The sequence below is a fragment of the Lentzea sp. NPDC102401 genome, assembly GCF_044765805.1.
GTDB lineage: Bacteria > Actinomycetota > Actinomycetes > Mycobacteriales > Pseudonocardiaceae > Lentzea > Lentzea sokolovensis.
In genome coordinates, this window is the sequence record NZ_JBIWKS010000008.1 from 117,183 (window position 1) to 139,647 (window position 22,465).

Consider the following 22,465-nt stretch of genomic DNA (forward strand, 5'->3'; position numbering starts at 1 on the left):
CCCCATCACCTCAGGATCGAGTTGCCGCCGAAGTCGTCATCGTCTGAGACCGGCCTCGGCCTCGGACGGTTCCCGGCAGGCGGTGCGGGCGGCATCACGTTCTGCGTCATGTTCTGCGGCACGTTCGGCGCCGCATGAGGTGCGGGAGCCTCCGGCATCATCACGGCCGAGTGCGCGCTGAACGCGTCCTTGAACCGCTCGGCCTGATCACCCAGCACCGGCGTCACGGTGTCCTGCAACGCCTGCGCGGCCTGCTGCGTCGCCGCCCTGATGGTGGCGAGGATCTCCTGCTGCAGCTGCGTGTGGCTGTGCTTCATCGCGTTGGGACTGAGCTGCAACCCCAGCACCGCCCCCGACGGCGCGACGGTCACGGTGACGGAGCCGTCGCCGCTGCGAGCCTGGCCGCGCAGGTCCGCGATCTTGTCCTTGAGCTGGCCCGCTCTCGCGGCCTGCTCCTGGAACGCGCGGATCTTCTGCTCGATCTGTGCCCTTCTGTCCGGCACGGCGACCCCTTCCCCAGTGTCTGAACAGGTCGCTCACCACGGTAGCAACGCGGTCTGACACCTCACTGACGCCTCAGCGGAAGAGGATCCGGGTGATCTCCGTGTCGGTGGCGCGGCCCTCGTCGTAGGCGCCCTCGCCCTTGAGGTTGTTCATGATCGCGAGCGTGTACCGCGCGTCCTGACCGACGAACCCGACGGAGTTCATCACCCAGCCGCCCTCTTCCTCCGACCAGCCGTTCTTCGCCCCGGAGTCGGGTCCCCAGACGCCCCACTGCTGCACGGTGCCGACCTGGCGCATCTGCCCGACGATGTACTCGCGGTCCTCGGCGGGGACGGTGTCGAGGATGTAGTTCATCAGGCGGTCGAGGTCGTTCGCGGTGCACTTCTCGAAGCCCCAGTAGGGGAATGTGGCCGTATATCCCTTTTGTGGCACCAAATCGGTCATTCCGTACTTGCCGAACGCCGCGTTGAACGTCGTGCCGCTGTACTTCTTCCACAACGAGTCCGCCGCGTCGTCGTCGGACGTGTGCAGCATCGCGTTCATCAGCGAGCGGTCATCGCTGCTCAGCTTGATCTTGCCGGCGCGGTGGCGCTCCAGCAGGTTCACGACCATCGCGAGCTTGATCGTCGACGCGGTCCACGTCATGTCGCTCGCGTGGTCGTTGCGCCAGGTCGCCCCGTTCTTGCGGTCGCGCAGCACGAAACCCACGGTTCCCGGCCTGGTCTCGGCGTAGTCCTGGGCGGCCTTGAGGCGCTTCTGGAAGTCGCACTCGAACCCGCTGTCGGGCAGCGGGCACACCTCGGGCGTCGCGACGAGAGGCGCTGCCGCGGGGGTGTGGGACGGCGGTTGCGTGCGTGCGGCGGCGGGAGGTTCCGCCGTCACTGCGTGGCCACACGCCGTGAGGGCAAGCGCGCACGCAACAAGGATCGGACGGAGCATGCGCCGCACGCTAATGGCTCCGATCGGAGGTAGTCGACCGCCATACGGACGCGTTGATCACGAAAAGGTTAAGTCAAAGATGTTTGACACGGTGTCTACTTCGCTTTACCTTGGTGATGTCAGGTTTCTTTGACATCAGGAGCGGGACCATGGCGTTCGAGGAGAAGCGGGCGTGGGCTCTGGCGGTCATCGCCGTCGTTGGCTATGCCGTGTATGTCGTGCTTGTCCTGACTGGGATGGACGGCAGACCGCTGGCCGAGGCGCCCTACGTCGGCGCGTTGCTGTGGACGATCTTGTTCGGGATCGTCGCCGGCATCGTGTCCGGTATCTGGTTCGGCATCCAGTCGCGCAACGACGGCCTGCAGGCCGACGAACGGGACCGCGAGATCGGCCGGCTCGGTGACCACATCGGGCAGTCGTTCGTCGTCATCGGCGGCATCTCCGCCATGGTGCTCGCGATGCTCGAAGCGCCCTACTTCTGGATCGCCAACGTGCTCTACCTGTGCTTCGTGCTGTCCGCGGTGCTCGGGTCGTTGGCGAAGCTCGCGCTCTACCGGCGGGGAATGCTGTGAAGCCCACGAAAGTCACGAACTCCATCCGTGCGCTGCGGTTCGCGCACGGCGAGATGAAGCAGGCCGATCTCGCCACGGCCATCGGCGTGACGCGGCAGACGCTGATCGCCATCGAGCAGGGGAAGTACTCGCCCTCGCTGGAAGTGGCCTTCAAGATCGCCCGCGTGTTCAAGGTGTCGCTCGAAGACGTGTTCCAGTACCCCGAGGAGGAAGAGCTGTGAAGGCTGTCGTGCAACGAAGATACGGATCGGCGGTGTTCGGTGACCTCGATGTGCCTGTGCCTGGGAAGGGCGAGGTTCTGCTGGAGGTGCGGGCGGCGGGCGTCGACATGGGCGTCTGGCACCTGCTCACCGGGAAGCCGTATCTGCTGCGGTTCCTCGGTTTCGGGTTCCGCGGGCCGAAGTCCCCGGTACCGGGACGGGACGTCTCCGGTGTCGTGACGGAGATCGGGCCCGGCGTGACCGGGTTCGAGGTCGGCGACGAGGTGTTCGGCACGTGCGAGGGGTCGTTCGCCGAACACGCCGTCGCGCCGGTCTCACGGCTCGCGCGCAAGCCGCGGGGAATCTCGTTCACCGAGGCGGCGGCGATGCCGATCTCGGGCGGCACCGCGCTGGAGGGACTGCGCGGAGTCCAGCCGGGGCAACGGGTTCTGGTGCTCGGCGCCGGTGGCGGCGTCGGATCGTACGGAGTCCAGATCGCGAAAGCCTTGGGCGCGCACGTGACAGCGGTGTGCAGCACGCGCAAGGTGGAACTCGCCAGGACACTGGGTGCCGACGAGGTCTTCGACTACACGGTGGCGGACTTCACCGGCACGTACGACCTGATCCTCGACTGCGGTGGCGCCAGGCCGTTGTCCAGGCTGCGCGCGGCGACGAACGAGGGCGGCCGGATCGTGCTGGTCGGCGCGGAGACCGGGGGATCGATCACGGGAGGGTTCCACAAGTCGATCGGCGCGCTGTTCCTGAACCCGTTCTCGTCCAGGAAGTTCGTCCCGTTGATGGCGAAGGAACTCGGCGCCGTCTTCGAAGAGCTGCGTGTCATGGCTGAAGCAGGCACGGTGAAACCCGCGGTGGGCAAGGTCTTCCCGCTGTCCGAAGCGCTCGACGCGGTGGACCACGTCTACTCGCGACGGTCGGTCGGCAAGACGGTCGTCGCGATCTGACCACCTATCACCACGGTGCTCACGTGGTGCAACGCCGTGATGTCCCGCATGGGATCTCCTTGCACGGCGATGATGTCAGCATCCCAGCCAGGCTTCAGCGCGCCCTTGCGGACGTTCAGCGCCTTCGCCGCCTGGCTGGTGGCACTCGCGAGCGCGACCGCGTTCGGGATGCCGGCCTCGATCATCTGACCGAGGGCGTGGGCGGTGATCCCGTGCGGTTTGCCCGCCCCGATCCCGCCATCGGTGCCGGACACCGCCCGGACACCGCGGTCGTTCATGCGGCCCAGGATGTTCAGCTTCGCCGGAATGCTCATCCCGGCACGCTCGAACGCTTCCAGGACGTGTGGCGGCGGATCCTGCGTGTTGCCCAGGGTGTGGCAGACGGCGATGTCCGCCTCGGCCAGCGCGTCCATCAGCTCCACCGGCATCCGCATACCTCGATCGGTGAGGCACGTGCAGTGCTCGATGCCGTCCACGCCCGCGGCCACGGCCCGTTGGATCGCGGCGAGGCTGTGCGCGTGGGCGGTCACCGGCAGGCCGTGGGAATGCGCTTCCTCCACGACCACACGGAGTTCGTGTTCGGTGAACTGACAGTCGTCGACGGCGGTGCCGGGCGTCGCGAACCCGCCGCTGGCCATGATCTTGACGACGTCGGCCTGCCGTTCCGCCCGTTCACGCACGGCACGGCGCAGCGCGTCGTCGCCGCTGGTCTCGCCGCCCATTGACCAGCAGTGACCACGAGTGCAGGTGAGAGGAGGGCCGGACGCGAGGATCCGCTGACGGTGCCTGGTCCGCTGTTCGAGCACCGACCACCGCCGGTCGCCGAGATCGCGGACGGTGGTCACGCCTGCCCGCAGCTGGCGGTCGAGACTGTCCTTGATGACCGCGTCCAGGTGTTCCGAGGTGAACTCGGGCAGCCGGTCCAGCGCGCCGTCCTCGCTGTCCGCGCCCAGGTGGACGTGGGTGTCGATCAGTCCGGGCAGGACGGTGGCGGTGCCGAGATCGACGACCTCGGCACCGGCGACGTCCGGATGCCCCTGCTCAACGGCCTTGATCGTCCCGTTCTCGGTGATGACCGTGACGGGTCCGGCGATCGACCGCTCACCGTCGAACGCACGCCCTGCCCGCAGCGCCAGCATCGGCACATTCTGAGCTCCACATGCTGGGAAAGCAATGGTCAGCGTGCGTGCGGAAGGGTGGTGAACTCGTCGACCTGCGGCAGGTCGTGCCCGAGCCGGTCGCGCTTCGCGGTCAGGTAGGCGATGTTGTGGGCGTTGGGGGTCATCAACGACGGCACCCGCGCCGTCACCGAAATTCCGTGGGACTCCAGGGCCGCGATCTTGTCCGGGTTGTTGGACATCAGCCGCACGGACTGCACGCGCAGATGCTTGAGCACGCGCGCCGCGGGGGAGTAGTCGCGCACGTCCACGGGCAGACCGAGCGACGTGGCCGAGTCCAACGTGTCCAGTCCGGCGTCCTGCAGCACGTGCGTGCGAATCTTCGACACCAAACCGATTCCGCGCCCCTCGTGCCCGCGCAGGTACACGAGGATGCCGTTGCCCTCACGCACGATGGTGTTCAGCGCGGCGTCGAGCTGCTCGCCGCACTCGCAGCGCATGGCGGCGAAGATGTCCCCGGTCATGCACTCGGAGTGGATGCGCACGAGGACGTTCTCACGCAACTTTGTCTTGCCGTAGACCAGAGCCATGTGCTCGTGACCGTCCGCGCGGAACGCGACTGCGCGGAAGGTGCCACGCCGTGTCACCAGATCGGACTCCGCAACGTCTTCCTCGTTGAAGGCCTGTTCGAACATCTCCGGTCCCCTTGTCGCCAGGCGCCTTCCGAACGTGCAGCTACGCTCGGATGGAGGTCGCACCGTAACCCGACCGCACAGCGGAGGTCATCCTGTTCAGCATCACCGTTCGCGATCACGTGATGATCGCCCACAGTTTCCGCGGCGAAGTCTTCGGTCCGGCACAACGTCTGCATGGAGCAACGTTCCTGGTGGACGCAACGTTCAAACGTGCTGAGCTCGATTCGGACAACATCGTCGTCGACATCGGACTCGCGACCCAGGAGCTGAACAAGGTCCTGGCCGCCTTCAACTACCGCAATCTGGACGAAGAACCCCAGTTCGCGGGCATCAACACCTCCACGGAGTGGCTCGCGAAGCACATCGCGGACCAGCTCGCGGACAGGATCTCCGAGGGCGCTCTGGGTGAGGGCGCTCACGGGATGGATGCGATCGCCGTCACACTTCACGAGTCCCATGTGGCGTGGGCCGGCTACGAACGTGCACTTCGTCCTTCCGGCTGACGTCGGGGATCCGGGCAGTCCCAGCGGCGGCAACGTCTACGACCTGCGCGTGAGCGCTGGCCTGAACCGTCTGACCGTCGCTGGTGACTGGCCGTGTCCGAGCGACACCACCGCGTTGCGGCAAACGCTTGCGGCGATCCCCGACGGTGATGTGGTGCTCCTCGACGGCCTGGTCGGCTGCGGAGTACCCGAAGTCGTGGTTCCTCACGCCCAACGGCTCCGATTCGCCGTGCTCGTGCACCTGCCGCTGGCCGACGAGACAGGTCTCGACCCCGAGACGGCGCGCGACCTCGACGATCGGGAAGGCCAGGTCCTGAGGGCCGCGAGGGCGGTCATCGCGACCAGTCCGACGGCCGCGCGGGACATCGAGCGCCGGCACGGGCTCGACCACGTCCACGTCGTCGTCCCCGGCACCGACCCGGCGCCACGGGCACGCGGCACGGACGGAGTCCACCACCTGCTCTGCGTCGCGTCCATCACACCCCGCAAAGGCCACGACCTGCTGGTCGGAGCGTTGCGGCGGATCGAACGCGACTGGCGGCTGACGTGCGTCGGCCCGCACCGGCCGTTCCTGCGCGAACTCCCGCGAGATGAGCGCGTCAGCTTCCCCGGACCACTCGCCGGCGAGGCCCTGACCAGCGCATACGACAGCGCGGACCTCTTCGTGCTGGCCTCTCGGAACGAGACCTACGGCATGGTCGTCACCGAGGCGCTCGCCCACGGTCTGCCGGTCATCGCGAGCGCGGTCCCTGACGCACTCGGCGACGGCGGTCTGCTCATTCCCGCAGGGGACGAAAATGCATTGGACGCTGCACTAACGCGCTGGTTCCAAGATCAAGATTTCCGGGCTGAACTGCGTGCGAAGGCGCTCGCCCGGCGGGCCATTCTGTCCACTTGGGACGAATCCACAGAGGACCTGCGGAGGGTGCTGGCTACGCTCCGGCCATGACCTTCGCCCCGGAATGGCTGGCACTGCGGGAAAACGCCGACGCTCAGGCTCGCTCGACCGAGCTCGCCGACGTGGTCCGCGAAACTCTGGTGAACCGAAACCCCCTGACGATCCGTGACCTCGGTTGTGGAACGGGATCGATGGGACGTTGGCTCGCCGGGAGGCTCGGCGGCGTACAGCACTGGGTGCTGCACGACCGCGACCCCCGGCTGCTCGGGCTGGCCGAGGCCGGCATGAACGCCCTCGAGAACGTCACCGCCGAGACCCGTGAGGGCGACCTCACGGCCCTGACAGCCGCCGACATCGCGGGTGCTGACCTGGTCACTTGCTCCGCGCTGCTCGACTTGCTCACTACTAACGAGATGAACGCTCTGGCGGTTGCATGCGTAGAAGCACATGTGCCCGCTCTGTTCACGCTCTCGGTGGCAGGCCGGATCGACATCGATCCGGCCGAGCCGCTCGATGCCGCCTTCCAGGACGCGTTCAACGCTCACCAGCGCCGCGTCGTGGACGGGCGCCGTCTGCTGGGACCTGATGCTCCCGCCGCCGCCGAAGAGGCATTCGTGGCAGCCGGCGCTTCGGTTCGGACGGCCCAGAGCCCCTGGCGGATGCACGGCGACGCCCTGCAGTCCGAGTGGCTCAAGGGCTGGGTCGACGCCGCGGTGGAGCAGGAACCCGCACTCGCCTCCGAGGCATCCGAGTACCTGCGCCGCAGGTCAACGGCCTCTGTGGTGGTCCACCACGTCGACCTGCTGGCAATACCTGGAGCTGCATGATGAAGAAGTTCTGGCCGTGGCTTCGCCTGGTGCTGGCGTTGGGCATCCTGGTCGCTCTGGGCGTACGCCTGGGCACCGGGGCGTTCCTCGACGGACTGCGCGCGATCGACGCGTTCTCCGTCGCCGCCGCACTGGCGATCGGGCTCGTGACGACGGTGCTCAGCGCGGGTCGCTGGGTCCTCGTCGCGCGCCGCCTCGGCCTGCCGCTGACCCTGAAGTCCGCGGTCAGCGACTACTACCGCGCCCAGCTCGTCAACGCCGTGCTGCCCGCCGGCGTGCTCGGCGACGTGCACCGCGCGGTCAACCACGGCCGTGAGTCGGGCGACGTCGGACGGGGCGTGCGCGCCGTGTTCTTCGAGCGCTTCGCCGGTCAGATCGTGCTCATCGGGATCGGGCTCGCGGTGCTGCTCACGCACCCCGCGCCCGGCCTCGACCTCGCGCCGGACGGCACCACCGCCGGACTCGTTCTCGCCGGACTGGCCATCGCCGCGGTCGTCGGCTGGCAGATCGGGCCGGTACGCCGCGTCCTGGTCCACACCCTCGCCGACGGCATCAGGCTGCTGTCCTTCCGGACCTGGCCCGCCGTCATCGGGCTGTCGGCCGCCACGGTCGCGGGTTACGTCGCGATGTTCCTGGTGGCCGCCCGCGCCGCCGGGTCGGACGCCACGATCGCCCAGCTCGCGCCGGTCGTCGTGCTGGCGTTGCTGATCATGGCCATCCCGGTGAACATCGGCGGGTTCGGCCCGCGCGAGGCGTTCCTCGCGGTGGCGTTCGGCGCCGCCGGTCTGGGCGCCGCGCAGGGCTTCACCACGGGCATCGTCTACGGCGTGCTGGCGCTCATCGCGGCGCTGCCCGGCGCGGTCGTGCTGTTCCTGTCACGCCGGAAGACCGAAAAGGTCCAGGTAGTGACGGAACGACTCGGTCAGCCCCGCGAGCAGGAGCTCGCCCTTGCGCGCTGACGCGAGCGACGGCCGCCCGATGACGCCGGAGGACGTGTACGGCGCCAGACCCAGGGTGAGCATGTGCCGCCGGTCCTCCGCCAGGTGGTCAGAGCCTTCGTAACCGGGACGGATCAGATCGGGGTGCGCGTGCAGCAGGATCGAGGTCTCCAGTTCGCCCGCGTGCATGTCGCTGTACGCCGAGGTCTCGATGCCGGCCTTCTCCCGCGCGAACGCCCAGTCGTCCCGTCCGGGGAACAGGGCCAGACCTTCGCCCTCCTGCACGATGTTCGACAGCACGTAGTTGCCGCCGTGGCCGTTGACCAGCACCACGTTCGTGACACCGTTGCGCCGCAAGGACTCCGCGATGTCCGTGACCACTGAGATCAACGTGCTCGCGGAGATGCTGACGGTCCCCGGCCAGTCGGCGTGCTCCTGCGAGCACGAGAACTGGATGGGCGGCAGCAGCCGGACCGGATACCTCGCCGCGATCTCCGACGCGATGGTCCACGCGATCACCGAGTCGGTGGCCAGCGGCAGGTGCGGGCCGTGCTGCTCGGTGCTGCCGACCGGGAGCACGGCGACGTTCTTACCGCGGACGTCGATCGTGGTGTCACTCGGAAACATGGGCCTGACCGTAGTCAATCCGGTGGCACAGCGCCGGAATCTCGCCGTCGGCCAGCCTCGGCATCACGTCCGGGAGCTCCTCGAACGCGCTGTGGCCCGTGATCAGCGCGTCGAACCGGTCGTCGGCCAGCAGATCCAGTGCGACCGCCATGCGTTCGGCGTAGCTGCGGTCCGGGCGGCCGACCGTGCCGACCTGGCTGCTGCGGATCGTGAGCCGGCGCGAGTGGAAGAACTCGCCCAGCGGCACGGAGATCTTCTTGTCGCCGTACCAGCTCAGCTCGATCACCCGGCCCTCCGGCGCGAGCAGGTTCAGCGCCGTGGAGAGGCCCGGTTCGGTCGCACTGGCGTGGAAAACGAGATCGCATCCGTCGAGAGCGTTGCCCGGCAAGGCGAATCCGACACCGAGCTGCCGGGCGACGGCCTCACGAGCCGGATCGGCGTCCACGAGCTCGACGCGGGCACCGGGGAACGTCGCCAGCACCGCCGCGATGCTCGACCCGACCATGCCGCCGCCGACCACCGCGATCCGGTCGCCGATCAGCGGACGCGCGTCCCACACGGCGTTGACCGCGGTCTCGACGGTGCCCGCCAGCACCGCCCTTGCCGCCGGAACAGCGTCGGGCACCGGCGTGACCGCGGTTTCCGGTACCACGTAACGAGTCTGATGTGGATAGAGGCAGAACACCGTGCGCCCGCGCAGATGCGAGGGCCCGTGTTCGACGACCCCCACGTTGAGGTACCCGTACTTGACCGGCCACGGGAAATCCCCCTCCTGGAAGGGAGCCCTCATCACCGCGTACTGGTTCTCCGGCACGCCACCGCGGAACACGAGGGTCTCCGTGCCGCGGCTGACGCCGGAGAACAGCGTGCGCACCTCGACCTCACCGGAACCGGGCTCGGCCAGTGTGACCTGCCGAACTTCCCCTTTTCCCGATTCATTGAGCCAAAAGGCACTCGCCGTACGTGTCACTCACAACACCTCCGCCGCACGAAGTTCGTTAGGGGCACCTGATGATCACACTTCAGCACACCAGGACGGCACCCGTCCTCCGGGAGCCTGCCATCTGGGCGGGACTTCAGATCCTCGCGCTGGGCGTGGTCGCTGCCACAACCGGTCTCGGGCCGCTCGGCTGGGCCGCCGGTCTGGCCTACGGGTTCGCCACGTGGGCGTTCCTCGGCTACGGCATGCAACGCCACCGCACCTCGTCGTTAGGTCCCGCCGACCGCGTCACGCTGGCGCGTGGCCTGATGGTCGGAGCCGTGACCGCGCTGGTCGCGGACCGTGCCGGGCAGGACGTTCCGGTCGCGCTGGTCGTGACGCTGGCGGCCGTCGCGTTGTCGCTCGACTGGGTGGACGGTCAGGTCGCTCGCCGCACGGGCACCTCGACCGCGCTGGGCGCCCGGTTCGACATGGAGGTCGACGCGTTCCTGATCCTCGTGCTCAGCGCGTACGTCGCCGTGCACATGGGTCCGTGGGTGCTCGCGATCGGGCTCATGCGGTACGTGTTCGTGGCTGCTTCCTGGCGTTTGCGCTGGATGAACGCGCCGCTGCCGGCCAGCTACGCCCGCAAGGTCGTGGCCGCGGTCCAGGGGATCTTCCTCGTCGTCGCGGCCTCGGGCCTGCTGCCGTACGCGGGCGTGCTCGTCGGTCTCGCGCTGGCATCGTTGGTGTGGTCGTTCGGTCGCGATGTGCTCTGGCTGTGGACCAGCACCGCCGTTGCGGTGGGAGAATCCCGCCATGCCTGATCAGACCTCGACCGCGGCGAAGATCGGCAACATCGTCGTCTGGATCCTGCAGATCGTGCTCGCCGTGCAGTTCGTGATGAACGGCTACGCGTTGTTCACCGACTCGTTCGTCGCCAAGTTCGACGACATCGGCTTCGGTCAGTGGTTCCGGTACTTCACCGGTGTGCTGGAGATCGCCACCGCGATCGGCCTGCTCATCCCGCCCATCTGCGGCCTCGCGGCGCTGGGCCTCGCGGGCATCATGGCCGGCGCGGCGCTCACCGAGCTGACCCTGGTCACCAACGGCGGCTTCGACGACGCGATGATGCCGCTGATCTTCATGGTGTGGGCGCTGGTGATCGCGGTCTACCGCCGCGAGCAGATCTTCGGCGCGCTCAAGCTCGTCAGGAAGTGACTTTCGGGAAGTAGCGGAGCACCGCGACGTCCCCGACTTTCGTGACGTCCTCCAGGTGGAATCGGCGTGCCGGTCCACCGGGGAATTCGGCGGGATTCACGAAACGCGGGGCCGTCGCCTGTCCGATCAGCATCGGTGCCACCGCCACCCGGATCTCGTCGGCCAGTCCGGCTTCGAGGAACGCCGTGTGAATGCTCGTACCACCTTCGACCATGAGCCTTCTCACTCCGCGTGCACCGAGATCGTCCAGGATTTCTGAAAAATCACTGAAGGTCCTCGTTTCGGCGAGGTGCCCGACCGTGGTCTCCTGGCTCTTCGAGTAGACGAGCCGTTCGCCGCCGCAGTGCCAGAACCGCAGGTCGGGGTCCAGTTGGCCACTCCGGGTGACGGTGACTCGCAGCGGGAACTCCGGTTTGCCCTCCGCTATTCTCCGCGCACGCCGTTCGTCGCTGTAGACGAGCAGTCGCGCGTTGTCGCGGCGCAACGTCTCGGCTCCGGCCAGAATCGCGTCAGACTCCGCGCGCAACCGGTCGACGTGATCGAAGTCCTCGTCGTTGGAAAGCGGAAACCTCTCGGTGCCGCGATCGTCGATGTGGCCGTCCAGGCTGACGGCGACGCTCAGCAGAACGTGCGGGCGGGTCACGGGATCCGATGATAGGGCAGTTGAACCGTTCGCGGGCTGTGCCGCGTTTACCTCATAGGGTCTGGAAAGGGGAATCTCGGTGAGGATGTTGCTGCGGCGGACGGCCACGGTCCTGGCAGGGCTGTTCGTGTTGTTCGTGCTCATCGCACCGAGCGACCTCGAGAAGTTCTCCTTCGAGGCGTTCCTGCGGGTGCCGCTCGAAGGCCTCATCGGCGTGCTGGTGCTGGTGCTGCTGCCGGACCGGTTCCGCAAGCCCGCGGCCATCGCCGGCGGCGTCGCGCTGGGCCTGTTCACGGTCGTGAAGATCATGGACATCGGCTTCGACATGGTGTTGTACCGGCCGTTCGACCTCGTGCTGGACTGGCCGCTGCTGGTACCCGCCATCGACTTCGTGGACGTGACGTTCGGTCGCTTCGCCTCCGTCCTGGCCGTCGCTCTCGCGGTCGCACTGGTCGCCGGAATCGTGTTCGTCGCGGCTATCTCGGTGCAGCGCCTCAGTTCGGTCGCCGCCGGACGGCGCCCGACCGCGATCCGTGCGGTGGCTCTGCTCGCGGTCGCCTGTGTTTCGCTTGCCGTGCCAGGGGTTCCGGTCTACTCGGACGCCGCCGCCACCTCGCTGGTAGATCACGCGCGCCGCGTGCAGGCCGGTCTGAACGACAAGGAGGTGTTCGCGGCGGAGGCCTCGGTCGACGCGTTCCGCGGGCATCCCGGGCTGCTGTCCTCGTTGCAGGGCAAAGACGTCGTCTTCACTTTCGTGGAGAGCTACGGCAAATCCGCCCTCGACATGCCGGACGTCGCGTCGAAGCTGGCTGATGGCAACTCACGGCTGAAGGCGGCCGGTTACTCGGCTCGCTCCGCCTACCTGACCTCGCCGACCGCGGGCGGTGGCAGCTGGATGGCGCAGGCGACGTTGCTGTCCGGGCTGTGGATCGACAACCAGCAGCGCTACCGCAACCTCGTGGCGTCCGACCGGCTGACGCTGCCGAGGGCGTTCCGCGAGTCGTCGTGGCGCTCGGTCGGTGTCGTCCCCGGCATCACGCAGGCGTGGCCGGAAGGCGACTTCTTCCACTACAACCAGATCTACGCCGCCCAGGACCTCGGCTACAAGGGTCCGCGCTTCGGCTACGCCACGACACCCGACCAGTTCACCTTGGAGTCGTTCCAACGCAACGAGCGCTCGAAGGCCCACGGCCCGGTGATGGCGGCGATCCCGATGGTGTCCTCGCACGCGCCGTGGTCCCCGACGCCGGACTCCGTGGAGTGGGACAAGCTCGGCGACGGCTCGATCTACTCGACCATGCCCGCTTCGAACGACCCGCCGGAGTCGATCTTCGGCCGCGACCCGGCGGCCGTGCGCGCCGACTACGCGCACTCCATCTCGTACTCGCTGGAGTCCGTGCTCTCCTACATCGAGAAGTACGGCGACGAGAACCTGGTGATGGTGTTCCTCGGCGACCACCAGCCCGCGCAGATGGTGACCGGCGAAGGTGCGTCGCGGGACGTGCCGATCACCATCGTCGCCAAGGACCCGGCCGTGATGGCCGAGGTCCAGGACTGGAAGTGGGACGACGGGATCAAGCCGGGAGGGTCGGCCCCGGTGTCGCGGATGAGCGACTTCCGGGACCAGTTCCTCTCGACCTTCAGCCCGCCCAAGGCGTGATCAGCCCATGGTCTTCTGACCGTCGATCGTCTCGCGGATGATGTCCGCGTGGCCCGCGTGCTGCGAGGTCTCGGCGACGATGTGCACGAACACGCGCCGCGCCGACCACGTCTTGCCCTCGGGGAACCACGGCGCGGACGGCAGCGGGTGCGAGAGGTCCATGTCGACCGTCTCGACCAGCTTGTCGGTGTGGGCCGCGATCTCGTTGTAGCGGGCGATGATGCTCTCCAGCGTCTCGCCGGGCGCCATCTTGAAGTTCGCTTCGTGGTTCTCGTAGGCCTCCGACTCGGGGTCGGCCTCCATCGCGGAGGTGCCCTGCTCGATGAACTTGACCCAGTTCTCCTCGACCGACGCGACGTGCTTGATCAGGCCGCCGATGCTCAGCGCGCTGGCCGTCGGGCTCGACGCCGCCTGCTCGTCGCTCAGACCCTGGGCCGTGAACGTCAGGAACCAGCGGTGCTGCTTGAGGGTCTCGAGGAGGTCCGCGCGCTCGCCGGTGAGGATCTCGGTGGTGGTCATCGCTTCTGTCCTTCGTTCGTTTGTCCCGACATGAAGGACTCTAGGACCACTTGAGGTCAGCTTGTGTCCTAGACGATGGGCCGCTCCAGCGAAACTTGAGCGCCGTTCAAGCGGTACGCGGCTGACCTGTGGTCACTGTCCGTGAATCCGTCGAAAGTGAGATGGTCGGTACCGGAGATCGACCAGACTCGCGGGATGCGTCTGGCCCTGGCCCTGCTTCTCGTGCTGACCGCGTGCTCGACCACGCCGGCGGATCCGGTGGCCCTGCTCCAGGAGTGGCGGCAGATCGCCCAGCGACAGGGGTCGGTGCGGTTCGACGTCAGGATCGAGGTCGACGGCAAGGATCCGCGCAGGCAGACCTACGCGGGCGTGCACCACGTCGGCAGCGCCGGCGCCACCACGCAGGAAGACGTGACCGCGCACATCGAGAACAGGTACCGCACCACCGACTACCGCTGGGTGACCGTGGGCGACGACGGCTACCTGCGGCACAGCGGGCTCACGATGCCGCAGGGGAAGACGTTCTCCAGCATGGGACTCAACGACGCGCCCTGGGTCGGGCCGTACTCCAGCGACCTGTCGATGGCCACGAAGGACTACCACCCCGGCAACCTGTTCAGCGACATCGACCGCGACACGCTCCGCCTCACCGAACGGGACGGCGACCGGTACGTGTTCAGCGCGGGCGGGGTGCCGCACTCGGGTGGCTACGCGAACGGCGACGTCCGGCTCGTCGTCGAGGTGGACGACGAGAACCGGGTGGTCCGGGTCGAGCAGAGCATGCCGTCACCCGACAGGCAGCAGGCGCGTCTCACCGCCGTGTACAGCCAGTGGGGCACCGCACCGGACGTGCTGCGGCCTCCACAGGAGACCGTGGCGAAACCGGAGGAAGTCGTCGCCGTGCAACGTTAGTGTCGGTGTCATGATTGCCGAGGACCTCCAGCGCTACCTACAGGCTTCCCGCGACTCGATCGTGTCCTCTTTGGACGGACTGGGCGAGTACGACGTCCGGCGCCCGCTCGTGCCCAGCGGCACCAACCTGCTCGGCCTGGTGAAGCACCTGATCGGCATCGAGTTCGGCTACCTCGGCGACAGCGCGGGTCGTCCCGCGCCGGTCACCCTGCCGTGGAACGAGGACGGCTCGGTCTGGGAGAACGGCGACATGTGGGCCAAGCCCACCGAGAGCCGTGAGTACCTCGTCGACCTGTACCGCGCAGCCTGGAAGCACTCGGACTCCTCGATCGCGGAACTGCCGCTGGACGCGCCGGCGGAGGTGGCGTGGTGGGCCGAGCACAAGCGGCAGACCACGTTCGGGCACCTGCTCGTCCGCGTCACGGCGGAGACCGCGCAGCACGCCGGGCACTGCGACGTCGTGCGGGAGCTCATCGACGGGCGGTCCGGCGCGGACAACCCCGACGGCTACTACGACCTGGTCCTGAGCATGGCGAGCGCGCCGACCACCGGGCCGGGCACGAGCAGCAGGAACGCGTAACGCCAGGTCACGACCTCGGCGAGCAGCGGAACGAGCTGGATGCTGACCACCGTCAGGCCGAACCCGACGGCGGTCAGCGCGGTGAGGGCCGTCCCGACGTAGCGCGGGTCGGCGACCTCGCTCAGCGACGCCGAGAACACCCCGGAGTCCGCGATCACCGACGCGCCCCACACCGCGCAGAACGCGATCAGCAGCGGTGTTCCCCAGGCCAGTGGCGAGAGCAGGCAACACAGTCCGCTCACCGTCAGGGCTCCCACGGCGGCGGGCGCGCGGCCGAACCGGTCCGCCGCCCAGCCGCCCGCGAGACAGCCGGCGAACCCCGCCACGCCCATCGTCAGGAACACGGTGAGGCCGACGGGTTCCCCGGAGCTCAGCAGGAACGTCGGCAGCCACGTCCACAGCGCGTACAGCTCCCACATGTGGCCGAAGTAGCCGAGGTTCACCAGCCGGGGCTTGCGCTCGCGGAACATCTGCACGGCGTAGCGCGGGTTGAGCTGCGTGGTCGTCCCACTCACGAACGGACCCGGCCGCACGAACGCAAGCGCGACCACGGCACCGAGAAACGCGATCAGCGCGGCAGCGACGAGCACCTCGCGCCACGGCAGCCGCCCGAACACGTGAGGAAGCGCCGACCCCAGGGTCAGCGCTCCGATCAGCACGCCCAGGGCACGGCCGCGGGTGCGGGTCTCCGACCACGACGCCATCAGCTTCATGCCCACCGGGTAGACGCCCGCGAGCGCCACCCCGGTGAGGAACCGCAACGGGATCGCGGCGGCCAGCCCGTCCACGAACAGCCCGAGCACCAGCGTGAACGCCGCACCGGCCGCCGCGCAGCAGGCGATCAGCAGGTGCGGGCGGACGCGGTCGGCCAGGTTGAGCACCGTGGCCCCGACCGCGCCCACGACGAACCCGAGCTGCACGGACGCGGTCAGCCACACCGCCGCGCCCGCGCTGATGCCCCACTCGACCCGCAGGGAAGGAACGACGGCGGACATCGAGAACCACACGGCCAGGCCGAGGACCTGGACGAGTGCGATGGCCGCCCGTCTCATCCGCAGACCTCCCAGCACGGCCGCGAGCGTGGTCCGCCACGGAATCGTGCCGTGAATCTTCCACGCTCCGGCCACCGGCGCAGCAGGAGCCGTCCCGGTCAGGACGCCGATGGTGGACTGCGCGGTCCTTGTCGAAAGTTAGGTCCGATCGGTTCCGAACGGCAGGGGCGCTCACGCCGCGGCCTTCGTAGGTTCGGCTGGGTGACTTGGCTGACTGTGGGCACCGACGCGGTGCTCGGTGTGTTCGCGTTGATGTTCTTGCTGCTGTGGTTCAAGCACAGGCTGCGTGCGTTCCTCGCTGGAGCCGGTGTGGTGGTGGCCTACGCGATCAGCGAGGTCGTCAAGCTCGTCGTGCAGGAGGAACGGCCCTGCCGCACGACGCCGTCGATCGCGGAGTGCCCGGTGCCGGGCGACTGGTCGTTCCCCAGCAACCACTCGGTGATCGCCGGCGCGTCCGCGATGGCGATCTGGGCGTTGCACCGGACCTACGGCTGGGTGGCGGCTGTGTGCGCGATCGCGGCGGCGTCGTCGCGCGTCATCGTGGGTGTCCACTATGTACACGACGTCATGGCCGGGCTGGCGCTCGGAGCGTTGGTGTCGTGGGGGATCGCGGTGCTGCTGGAGAAGCGGCAGCGCAGGGCGGTGACCAACGCCGACGCGCCGACCGTGGTGATGCAGCGACTGCGATGATGGTCGCCGTGTGGGAGGTCCTGCTCTACCTGGTCCTGTTCGGCGCGGCCTTCTTCCTGGTGCGCGACAGGCCCGCGGTGGCTCTGGGGATCGCACTGGGAGCCTGGCTCGTCTGCTACCTGGTGAGCGTGGAGTTCGACGTCCGGGTGGTCGCGCTCGCTCCCGCGCTGGCGCTGGTCAGCTTTCTCGCCGGACGCCACGCCCCGGATCCGCGGCCGGGCGCGATCGCCCTGACCGTCGCCGAGATCGCGGGCGTCGTCGTGGCCCTGACCGAGCGCGGCGGCTCCGACACCGCGCTCGCCGTGACCTCCGGCGTCGGCGTGCTCGGCGTCATACCCTGGGCCTTCGGCCGGTTCCGCCGCCGGTACTGGGAACTGCGGGAGGTCGGCTGGGAGCTCGCCTCCTTGCTGGAACGGGACGTCGACAACGCGCGTAACGCCGAACGGGCCCGGCTCGCGGGCGAGATGCACGACCTGGTGGGCCACGAACTCGCACGGGCCGCGCTGCTGACCGGTGCGCTGGAACTGGAACCGACGCTCACCGCACAGCAACGCGAGGCCGCCAAGACGGCCCGCGCCAGCGTCACGGCCGCCGCGGAACGGCTGGCCGACGTCATGCAGGTGCTGCGGGCCGACGAGGACGAACCCGTCGCGACGATCGAGGAGGTCGTTGCCAGAAGCGGACTCGACGCCGAACTCACCAACGACCGCACGACGCCGATCGACGGCATCATCGCGCGCACCGTGCACCGGGTGGCCGCGGAGGCGCTGACGAACGTGATCAAGCACGCCCCCGGCGCGAAGGTCACGGTGAGCCTGACCGCGAACCTCGAACTGCGGATCACGAACGGCCCGGCGCCGAAGACCCACGCGGTCGGCAGCGGCAAGGGACTGGTGGGCCTGGCCGAACGCGTCGCGCTGGTCGGCGGCTGGTTCGAGGCGGCGCCCTCGGACGACGGCGGGTTCGAGGTCAGGGCGAAGCTCCCGGAACGCCCGCGTGCGCGGAACACACCCACGCACGTGCGTCGCGAACGCACCGAGAAAGAACTCCGCAAGAGTGCTCGCAGGACCGTGCTGATCACATCGGCCGTGTGCGTTGGAATCGCGATCGGGGTGCCGGGCTACATGGTGTTCGACGCGGTGACGTCCGTTCTCACACCGCAGCAGTTCGAACGGGCACAACTCGGGCAGAACGAGGACGACATGGATCTGCCGCTGCGCACCCGCGTCGACAACCCGCTCGGCGTCACCGCGCCGCCCGGCACCGAGTGCCGCTACTACAGCACGCACCCCAACCCGTTCGACGGCGACCGCCACGACCTGCACCAACTGTGCTTCCGGGATGATCGGCTCGTGTCCAAGCAGTGGCTCGCCAGGAGGACCGGTTGATCAGGGTCGTGCTCGCGGACGACGAGCCGGTGGTCAGGTTCGGCGTGAAGGCCGTGCTCGCGACCGCCGGGGACGTCGAGGTGGTCGCGGAGGCGGAGAACGGCAGCGAGGCGATCGACCTCGTCGCCCGGCACCGGCCCGACGTCGCCGTGCTCGACATCCGCATGCCCGTGTTCGACGGGCTGGACGCGGCCAAGGTGATCCGCGAGTGCCATCCGGGCACGAAGACGCTGGTGCTGACGACGTTCGCGGAGGACGCGTACATCAGCCGGGCGCTGGGGGAGGGCGCGGCCGGGTTCGTGCTGAAGACCGGCGACCCGCAGGAGATCATCTCGGGCGTCCGCGCGGTCGCGAGCGGCGGCGCGTTCCTGTCTCCCGTGGTGGCCAAGCGAGTCGTGGACCAGCTCTCCCGCGCACACCCGCGACCGCTTGCGACGCAACGGATCGAGGTGCTCACCGCACGGGAGCGCGAGGTGCTCGGCCTGGTCGGCGCCGGCCTGTCCAACGCGGAGATCGCGGCCCGCATCCACGTCGTCGAGGGCACCGTGAAGGTCTACGTGAGCACGATCTTCCGCCAGCTCGGCGTCCGCAACCGCGTGCAGGCCGCGATCATCGCTCACGAGTCCGGGATCATCCCTGCCGGATAAGTCCGATGTGGGCTGAATGTTCTTGCGGCACAAGCGAAATCACTCGAATGTGCCGCAGGTCACCGTACACTCCGGACCGTCATCGGACGGGCGAATGGGGGCCGTGGTGAGCGGGATCAAGGTACTGGTGGCAGGGGCGAGCATCGCGGGACCCGCGCTGGCCCACTGGTTGCGGCGGCGGGGAGCCGAGGTGACCGTGGTGGAACGGGCTCCAGGGTTGCGTCCCGGCGGTCAGGCGGTGGACGCGCGCGGGGTGGCCAAGGAGGTCATCGCGCGGATGGGACTGGACGCGCAGGTGCGCGCGGCCTGCACCGACACGGTCGGCGCGTACACCGTGGACGTCGACGGGACCGTGCTGGAGACCTACCGCGCCGACGACGACGGCGGTGACGGGTACATCGCGGACATCGAGATCCTGCGCGGAGACCTGTCGCAGGTGCTCTACGACGACACCCGCGACGGCGTCGAGTACGTCTTCGGCGACCGGATCGCCGAGCTCACCCAGGACGCGGACGGCGTCGACGTGACCTTCGCGAGCGGCGGGCGGCGGCGCTTCGACCTGGTGGTCGGCGCCGACGGGCTGCACTCGGCGTTGCGCTCGATGGTCTTCGGGCCACGCGAGAAGTACGTGCGCCACCTCGGACTCGTGCTGGCCTTCTGCACCGTGCCCAACGAGTTCGGCGTGGACGGCTGGATGATCGACCACCAGGACCAGGTGACCGGGCGCTCCGCCGGGCTGCGGCCGCTCAAGGACGCCACCAAGGCGATGGCGATGTTCTCGTTCCCGGCGGCCGACTTCGACGTCGACCACCGCGACATCGAGGGCCAGAAACGCCTGCTGCGTGAGCAGGCGGACGGGCTGGGCTGGCTGGCGCCGCGCATCCTCGCCCACGTCGGAGACAGCCAGGACTTCTACCTCGACCAGGTCGCCCAGGTCGTGATGGACCGCTGGTCGGACGGACGGGTCGGGCTGATCGGCGACGCCGCGTTCAGCTCGTCACCGATGTCCGGCGGAGGCACCGGACTGGCCCTGGTCGGCGCCTACCTGCTGGCAGGGGAACTGGCCGCCGCCGACTGGGACCCCAAGGCCGGGTTCGCCGGCTACGAGGAGCGGATGCGCCCGTTCGTCGAGGCCAACCAGGAGATCGGCCGGTTGCACGTGGCGAGCCGCGCCGTTCCGGATCCGGACGCCGAGGCGGCCCCGGAGCCGGACATGGACGCGCTCATGGCGATCGTCGACCGTGCGATCAACGGTGCCGAACTGCCGGACTACGCGGGCTGAATCAGGTGCGGGCGCCGATGCCGGAGATCGCCCGCACCTCCATCTCCGCTGCCTTGGCGGTCATCTCCGGCTCGCGCTTCGAGAAGATCGTGGCGAGGAACCCGCAGAGGAACGAGAACGGGATCGACACCAGACCGGGGTTGCCGAGCGGGAACCACGCGAAGTCGATGTCCGGGAAGATCGACGTCTTCGCGCCGGACATCACCGGCGAGAAGATGATCAGCATCAGGCACGAGCCCAGGCCGCCGTAGATGCTCCACAACGTGCCGGTGGTGTTGAAGCGCCGCCAGAAGATCGTGTAGAGGATCGTCGACAGGTTCGCCGAGGCGGCCAGCGCGAGCGCCAGCGACACGAGGAACGCGACGTTCTGCCCGTTCGCCGCGATGCCGCCGATGATCGACAGGATGCCGACGACGACCGCTGTCAACCGGGCGACCCTGATCTCCCTGCGCGGCTCGGCGTTGCCGCGCTTGATCACGTTCGCGTAGACGTCGTGGGCGAACGAGGCGGAGGCCGCCAGGGTCAGGCCCGCGACGACCGCGAGGATCGTGGCGAACGCGACGGCGGACACGATGCCGAGCAGCACCGCGCCCCCGATCTCGAACGCGAGCAGCGGCGCCGCCGAGTTCTCGCCACCCGGTGCCGCGGCGATCTTGTCCGTGCCGACCAGTGCCATCGCGCCGAAGCCGATCACCAGCGTGCACAGGTAGAAGATGACCATCGTCCAGGTCGCCCACACGACCGAGCGACGGGCCTCGGAGGCGTTCGGCACGGTGTAGAAGCGCATCAGCACGTGCGGCAGGGACGCGATGCCCAGCACCAGCGACAGCGCCAGCGAGACGAAGTCCAGTTTGGACATCGCGCTGAAGCCGTACTTCGCGCCGGGGTCGAGGACGGCCTCGCCGAGCTTGTTGTTCTCGGTGGCCTGCTGCATGATCGCCGACAGGCTGAAACCGAACTTGCCCAGCAGGAACACGCTCATCAGCGTCACGCAGAGCAGCAGCAGGACGGCCTTGATGATCTGCACCCAGGTCGTGCCCTTCATGCCGCCCAGCAGCACGTAGAGCACCATGACCATGCCGACCAGCGCGATCAGGATCGCCTGGCCCCACTTCGAGGTCACGTTGAGCAGCAACGCGATCAGGCCGCCGGCGCCCGCCATCTGCGCGATCATGTAGAAGAACGAGATCACCAGCGTCGCGTTCGCCGCGGCGGCGCGCACCGGGCGCTGCCTCATCCGGAACGCCAGCACGTCGCCGACGGTGAAGCGGCCGGTGTTGCGCAGGCCCTCCGCGATCAGCAGCAGGCCGACGAGCCACGCGACGACCCAGCCGACGGAGTAGAGGAACCCGTCGTAGCCGTGCGCCGCGATACCGCCGGAGATGCCGAGGAACGACGCGGCGGACAGGAAGTCACCGGACAGCGCCACGCCGTTCTGGGCGCCGGTGAACGAGCTGCCGGCGGCGTAGTAGTCCGACGCCGTCACGTTCCGGCTGCTGAAGCGGTAGACGATGTAAAGGGTGATCAGGACGAACACCGCGAAGACGCTGAGGTTCAGCACCGGGTTGCCGGTGGTGGGCATGCCTTACTCCTCGACGCCTGTCATCTCTGCGAGCAATTGACGCTGCGGGTCAAGCCGTCGCTTTGCGTAACGGGCATAACCGAGCGTGATGATGATCGAAGTCACAAACTGTCCGAGGCCCAGCAGGATCCCGAGGTTGATCACCCCGATCACCTTGGTGCTGACGAAGTCTTTCGCGTACGCGGACAGCAGTACGAAGGTCAGGTACGACGAGAGGAAAAGCGCCGTCATCGGGAAGATGAACGTCGTGAGTCGCCGGCGCAGGACGCGGAATTCGTCGGTCTGCCGAATCAGCTCGTACTTCGGGTTGCCGTCGGAATCGACGTACGACAAAGTCTCGGGGTCGTCGAACGACGCGAAACCCCGGATTTCCCGGTACTCGTGCTGCGCTTCGCCAGGCGACCTCATCGCCTTGGTCATGTACCCCTGCCCCTCGTGTGCGGCGCTCACTGTAGCGCTCTCACGTGTGCAGTCAACGTCGCGGACCTCCCGGAAACGGACGAAACAGGACCAATGCCGGGCAGTCATCGGACTGAAACCGGACTGTAAACCGGACGCCATTCGTCTCAAATGGTACGTCCCGGGCT

At 68.3% G+C, this 22,465-nt stretch carries 27 protein-coding genes; 16 read left to right on the plus strand and 11 right to left on the minus strand.

Features of this window, described 5'->3' with window-relative positions:
• Nucleotides 1-5: 5 nt before the first annotated feature.
• Nucleotides 6-503: a YbaB/EbfC family nucleoid-associated protein gene (locus ACIRG5_RS26900; RefSeq protein ID WP_402909265.1), complete on the minus strand. Its 498-nt coding sequence runs from the start codon at nt 501-503 to the stop codon at nt 6-8.
• Between the two features lie 73 nt (nt 504-576).
• Nucleotides 577-1,443: a tat pathway signal sequence gene (locus tag ACIRG5_RS26905; RefSeq protein WP_402909268.1), complete on the minus strand. Its 867-nt coding sequence runs from the start codon at nt 1,441-1,443 to the stop codon at nt 577-579.
• A 149-nt stretch (nt 1,444-1,592) separates the two neighbouring features.
• Here ACIRG5_RS26905 and ACIRG5_RS26910 point away from each other — a divergent pair, with 149 nt between their 5' ends.
• Genes ACIRG5_RS26910 through ACIRG5_RS26920 form a run of 3 tightly spaced genes read left to right on the plus strand, consistent with a single transcriptional unit; the run spans nt 1,593 to nt 3,177 of the window.
• Nucleotides 1,593-2,015, plus strand: a complete 423-nt coding sequence (locus ACIRG5_RS26910) for a hypothetical protein (protein ID WP_402909270.1) — start codon at nt 1,593-1,595, stop codon at nt 2,013-2,015.
• Nucleotides 2,016-2,068: 53 nt separating this feature from the next.
• Complete coding sequence (locus tag ACIRG5_RS26915; protein WP_330278231.1) at nt 2,069-2,236, plus strand: helix-turn-helix transcriptional regulator; 168 nt, start codon at nt 2,069-2,071, stop codon at nt 2,234-2,236.
• On the plus strand, nt 2,233-3,177 hold the full coding sequence (locus ACIRG5_RS26920; RefSeq protein WP_402909272.1) for an NAD(P)-dependent alcohol dehydrogenase: 945 nt from the start codon (nt 2,233-2,235) through the stop codon (nt 3,175-3,177). Before ACIRG5_RS26915 ends, ACIRG5_RS26920 begins: the two co-directional genes overlap by 4 nt.
• Here ACIRG5_RS26920 and ACIRG5_RS26925 read toward each other — a convergent pair.
• Complete coding sequence (locus ACIRG5_RS26925; RefSeq protein WP_402909275.1) at nt 3,135-4,316, minus strand: amidohydrolase family protein; 1,182 nt, start codon at nt 4,314-4,316, stop codon at nt 3,135-3,137. The genes ACIRG5_RS26920 and ACIRG5_RS26925 overlap by 43 nt on opposite strands.
• Nucleotides 4,317-4,354: 38 nt before the next feature.
• Nucleotides 4,355-4,990 carry a GTP cyclohydrolase II gene (gene ribA, locus ACIRG5_RS26930; RefSeq protein ID WP_093598477.1) on the minus strand — a complete coding sequence of 212 codons (636 nt, stop codon included), beginning with the start codon at nt 4,988-4,990 and terminating at the stop codon, nt 4,355-4,357.
• 92 nt (nt 4,991-5,082) lie between these two features.
• Between ribA and ACIRG5_RS26935 the strand changes: the two genes are divergently transcribed.
• Genes ACIRG5_RS26935 through ACIRG5_RS26950 form a run of 4 tightly spaced genes read left to right on the plus strand, consistent with a single transcriptional unit; the run spans nt 5,083 to nt 8,177 of the window.
• Nucleotides 5,083-5,493 (plus strand): 6-pyruvoyl trahydropterin synthase family protein, encoded by a 411-nt coding sequence (locus tag ACIRG5_RS26935; RefSeq protein WP_402909930.1) that lies wholly within the window; start codon nt 5,083-5,085, stop codon nt 5,491-5,493.
• A complete protein-coding gene (locus tag ACIRG5_RS26940) occupies nt 5,447-6,442 on the plus strand; it encodes a glycosyltransferase family 4 protein (RefSeq protein WP_402909278.1) in 996 nt (331 codons plus the stop codon). Before ACIRG5_RS26935 ends, ACIRG5_RS26940 begins: the two co-directional genes overlap by 47 nt.
• Nucleotides 6,439-7,218: a class I SAM-dependent methyltransferase gene (locus ACIRG5_RS26945; RefSeq protein ID WP_402909280.1), complete on the plus strand. Its 780-nt coding sequence runs from the start codon at nt 6,439-6,441 to the stop codon at nt 7,216-7,218. Before ACIRG5_RS26940 ends, ACIRG5_RS26945 begins: the two co-directional genes overlap by 4 nt.
• Nucleotides 7,215-8,177, plus strand: coding sequence for a YbhN family protein (locus ACIRG5_RS26950; protein WP_402909283.1), 963 nt, complete (start codon nt 7,215-7,217; stop codon nt 8,175-8,177). Before ACIRG5_RS26945 ends, ACIRG5_RS26950 begins: the two co-directional genes overlap by 4 nt.
• On the opposite strand, the gene ACIRG5_RS26955 is transcribed toward ACIRG5_RS26950, so the two are convergent.
• Both ACIRG5_RS26955 and ACIRG5_RS26960 read right to left on the minus strand, forming a co-directional pair.
• Entirely contained in the window at nt 8,094-8,783 is a 690-nt protein-coding gene (locus tag ACIRG5_RS26955; RefSeq protein ID WP_402909285.1) for a creatininase family protein, read from the minus strand. The genes ACIRG5_RS26950 and ACIRG5_RS26955 overlap by 84 nt on opposite strands.
• On the minus strand, nt 8,770-9,753 hold the full coding sequence (locus tag ACIRG5_RS26960; RefSeq protein ID WP_402909287.1) for a zinc-binding alcohol dehydrogenase: 984 nt from the start codon (nt 9,751-9,753) through the stop codon (nt 8,770-8,772). The genes ACIRG5_RS26955 and ACIRG5_RS26960 overlap by 14 nt, the downstream gene beginning before the upstream one ends.
• A gap of 41 nt (nt 9,754-9,794) precedes the next feature.
• Here ACIRG5_RS26960 and ACIRG5_RS26965 point away from each other — a divergent pair, with 41 nt between their 5' ends.
• Both ACIRG5_RS26965 and ACIRG5_RS26970 read left to right on the plus strand, forming a co-directional pair.
• Complete coding sequence (locus tag ACIRG5_RS26965; protein WP_402909290.1) at nt 9,795-10,529, plus strand: CDP-alcohol phosphatidyltransferase family protein; 735 nt, start codon at nt 9,795-9,797, stop codon at nt 10,527-10,529.
• Nucleotides 10,522-10,923, plus strand: a complete 402-nt coding sequence (locus tag ACIRG5_RS26970; RefSeq protein WP_402909291.1) for a DoxX family protein — start codon at nt 10,522-10,524, stop codon at nt 10,921-10,923. The genes ACIRG5_RS26965 and ACIRG5_RS26970 overlap by 8 nt, the downstream gene beginning before the upstream one ends.
• Here the strand turns inward: ACIRG5_RS26970 and ACIRG5_RS26975 are convergent.
• Complete coding sequence (locus ACIRG5_RS26975) at nt 10,913-11,566, minus strand: RibD family protein (RefSeq protein WP_402909294.1); 654 nt, start codon at nt 11,564-11,566, stop codon at nt 10,913-10,915. The two genes, ACIRG5_RS26970 and ACIRG5_RS26975, sit on opposite strands and share 11 nt — an antisense overlap.
• An 85-nt stretch (nt 11,567-11,651) precedes the next feature.
• Here ACIRG5_RS26975 and ACIRG5_RS26980 point away from each other — a divergent pair, with 85 nt between their 5' ends.
• The gene (locus ACIRG5_RS26980) at nt 11,652-13,226 is read left to right on the plus strand and encodes a sulfatase (protein WP_402909933.1); all 1,575 of its coding nucleotides are present in this window, start codon (nt 11,652-11,654) and stop codon (nt 13,224-13,226) included.
• Here ACIRG5_RS26980 and ACIRG5_RS26985 read toward each other — a convergent pair whose 3' ends face one another.
• Nucleotides 13,227-13,745, minus strand: a complete 519-nt coding sequence (locus tag ACIRG5_RS26985) for a DinB family protein (RefSeq protein WP_402909297.1) — start codon at nt 13,743-13,745, stop codon at nt 13,227-13,229.
• Between the two features lie 195 nt (nt 13,746-13,940).
• Here ACIRG5_RS26985 and ACIRG5_RS26990 point away from each other — a divergent pair, with 195 nt between their 5' ends.
• Together ACIRG5_RS26990 and ACIRG5_RS26995 are read left to right on the plus strand one after the other, a co-directional pair.
• On the plus strand, nt 13,941-14,657 hold the full coding sequence (locus ACIRG5_RS26990) for a hypothetical protein (protein ID WP_402909299.1): 717 nt from the start codon (nt 13,941-13,943) through the stop codon (nt 14,655-14,657).
• Nucleotides 14,658-14,667: 10 nt separating this feature from the next.
• A complete protein-coding gene (locus tag ACIRG5_RS26995; RefSeq protein WP_402909302.1) occupies nt 14,668-15,237 on the plus strand; it encodes a DinB family protein in 570 nt (189 codons plus the stop codon).
• On the opposite strand, the gene ACIRG5_RS27000 is transcribed toward ACIRG5_RS26995, so the two are convergent.
• A complete protein-coding gene (locus tag ACIRG5_RS27000; protein WP_402909305.1) occupies nt 15,168-16,364 on the minus strand; it encodes an MFS transporter in 1,197 nt (398 codons plus the stop codon). The two genes, ACIRG5_RS26995 and ACIRG5_RS27000, sit on opposite strands and share 70 nt — an antisense overlap.
• A gap of 126 nt (nt 16,365-16,490) precedes the next feature.
• Between ACIRG5_RS27000 and ACIRG5_RS27005 the strand changes: the two genes are divergently transcribed.
• From ACIRG5_RS27005 to ACIRG5_RS27020, 4 genes are all read left to right on the plus strand, one after another.
• Nucleotides 16,491-16,979: a phosphatase PAP2 family protein gene (locus ACIRG5_RS27005; protein ID WP_402909308.1), complete on the plus strand. Its 489-nt coding sequence runs from the start codon at nt 16,491-16,493 to the stop codon at nt 16,977-16,979.
• Nucleotides 16,976-18,367 (plus strand): sensor histidine kinase, encoded by a 1,392-nt coding sequence (locus ACIRG5_RS27010; RefSeq protein WP_402909311.1) that lies wholly within the window; start codon nt 16,976-16,978, stop codon nt 18,365-18,367. The genes ACIRG5_RS27005 and ACIRG5_RS27010 overlap by 4 nt, the downstream gene beginning before the upstream one ends.
• Nucleotides 18,364-19,014 carry a response regulator gene (locus ACIRG5_RS27015; protein WP_402909936.1) on the plus strand — a complete coding sequence of 217 codons (651 nt, stop codon included), beginning with the start codon at nt 18,364-18,366 and terminating at the stop codon, nt 19,012-19,014. The genes ACIRG5_RS27010 and ACIRG5_RS27015 overlap by 4 nt, the downstream gene beginning before the upstream one ends.
• Before the next feature lie 106 nt (nt 19,015-19,120).
• Entirely contained in the window at nt 19,121-20,296 is a 1,176-nt protein-coding gene (locus tag ACIRG5_RS27020) for an FAD-dependent monooxygenase (protein WP_402909313.1), read from the plus strand.
• A gap of 1 nt (nt 20,297) precedes the next feature.
• On the opposite strand, the gene ACIRG5_RS27025 is transcribed toward ACIRG5_RS27020, so the two are convergent.
• Together ACIRG5_RS27025 and ACIRG5_RS27030 are read right to left on the minus strand one after the other, a co-directional pair.
• Nucleotides 20,298-21,878, minus strand: a complete 1,581-nt coding sequence (locus ACIRG5_RS27025) for a cation acetate symporter (RefSeq protein WP_402909316.1) — start codon at nt 21,876-21,878, stop codon at nt 20,298-20,300.
• A gap of 3 nt (nt 21,879-21,881) precedes the next feature.
• Nucleotides 21,882-22,298 (minus strand): DUF485 domain-containing protein, encoded by a 417-nt coding sequence (locus tag ACIRG5_RS27030; RefSeq protein WP_402909319.1) that lies wholly within the window; start codon nt 22,296-22,298, stop codon nt 21,882-21,884.
• Nucleotides 22,299-22,465: the final 167 nt, after the last annotated feature.

What these genes read in the sequence shown, in the direction of transcription:
- ACIRG5_RS26905 (WP_402909268.1), bottom strand. Translation starts at nt 1,443, where the DNA reads ATGCTCCGTCCGATCCTTGTTGCGTGCGCGCTTGCCCTCACGGCGTGT.
- ACIRG5_RS26910 (WP_402909270.1), top strand. Translation starts at nt 1,593, where the DNA reads ATGGCGTTCGAGGAGAAGCGGGCGTGGGCTCTGGCGGTCATCGCCGTC.
- ACIRG5_RS26915 (WP_330278231.1), top strand. Translation starts at nt 2,069, where the DNA reads ATGAAGCAGGCCGATCTCGCCACGGCCATCGGCGTGACGCGGCAGACG.
- ACIRG5_RS26925 (WP_402909275.1), bottom strand. Translation starts at nt 4,316, where the DNA reads ATGCTGGCGCTGCGGGCAGGGCGTGCGTTCGACGGTGAGCGGTCGATC.
- ribA (WP_093598477.1), bottom strand. Translation starts at nt 4,990, where the DNA reads ATGTTCGAACAGGCCTTCAACGAGGAAGACGTTGCGGAGTCCGATCTG.
- ACIRG5_RS26940 (WP_402909278.1), top strand. Translation starts at nt 5,447, where the DNA reads ATGTGGCGTGGGCCGGCTACGAACGTGCACTTCGTCCTTCCGGCTGAC.
- ACIRG5_RS26945 (WP_402909280.1), top strand. Translation starts at nt 6,439, where the DNA reads ATGACCTTCGCCCCGGAATGGCTGGCACTGCGGGAAAACGCCGACGCT.
- ACIRG5_RS26950 (WP_402909283.1), top strand. Translation starts at nt 7,215, where the DNA reads ATGATGAAGAAGTTCTGGCCGTGGCTTCGCCTGGTGCTGGCGTTGGGC.
- ACIRG5_RS26955 (WP_402909285.1), bottom strand. Translation starts at nt 8,783, where the DNA reads ATGTTTCCGAGTGACACCACGATCGACGTCCGCGGTAAGAACGTCGCC.
- ACIRG5_RS26965 (WP_402909290.1), top strand. Translation starts at nt 9,795, where the DNA reads ATGATCACACTTCAGCACACCAGGACGGCACCCGTCCTCCGGGAGCCT.
- ACIRG5_RS26970 (WP_402909291.1), top strand. Translation starts at nt 10,522, where the DNA reads ATGCCTGATCAGACCTCGACCGCGGCGAAGATCGGCAACATCGTCGTC.
- ACIRG5_RS26980 (WP_402909933.1), top strand. Translation starts at nt 11,652, where the DNA reads ATGTTGCTGCGGCGGACGGCCACGGTCCTGGCAGGGCTGTTCGTGTTG.
- ACIRG5_RS26985 (WP_402909297.1), bottom strand. Translation starts at nt 13,745, where the DNA reads ATGACCACCACCGAGATCCTCACCGGCGAGCGCGCGGACCTCCTCGAG.
- ACIRG5_RS26990 (WP_402909299.1), top strand. Translation starts at nt 13,941, where the DNA reads ATGCGTCTGGCCCTGGCCCTGCTTCTCGTGCTGACCGCGTGCTCGACC.
- ACIRG5_RS26995 (WP_402909302.1), top strand. Translation starts at nt 14,668, where the DNA reads ATGATTGCCGAGGACCTCCAGCGCTACCTACAGGCTTCCCGCGACTCG.
- ACIRG5_RS27010 (WP_402909311.1), top strand. Translation starts at nt 16,976, where the DNA reads ATGATGGTCGCCGTGTGGGAGGTCCTGCTCTACCTGGTCCTGTTCGGC.
- ACIRG5_RS27025 (WP_402909316.1), bottom strand. Translation starts at nt 21,878, where the DNA reads ATGCCCACCACCGGCAACCCGGTGCTGAACCTCAGCGTCTTCGCGGTG.
- ACIRG5_RS27030 (WP_402909319.1), bottom strand. Translation starts at nt 22,298, where the DNA reads ATGACCAAGGCGATGAGGTCGCCTGGCGAAGCGCAGCACGAGTACCGG.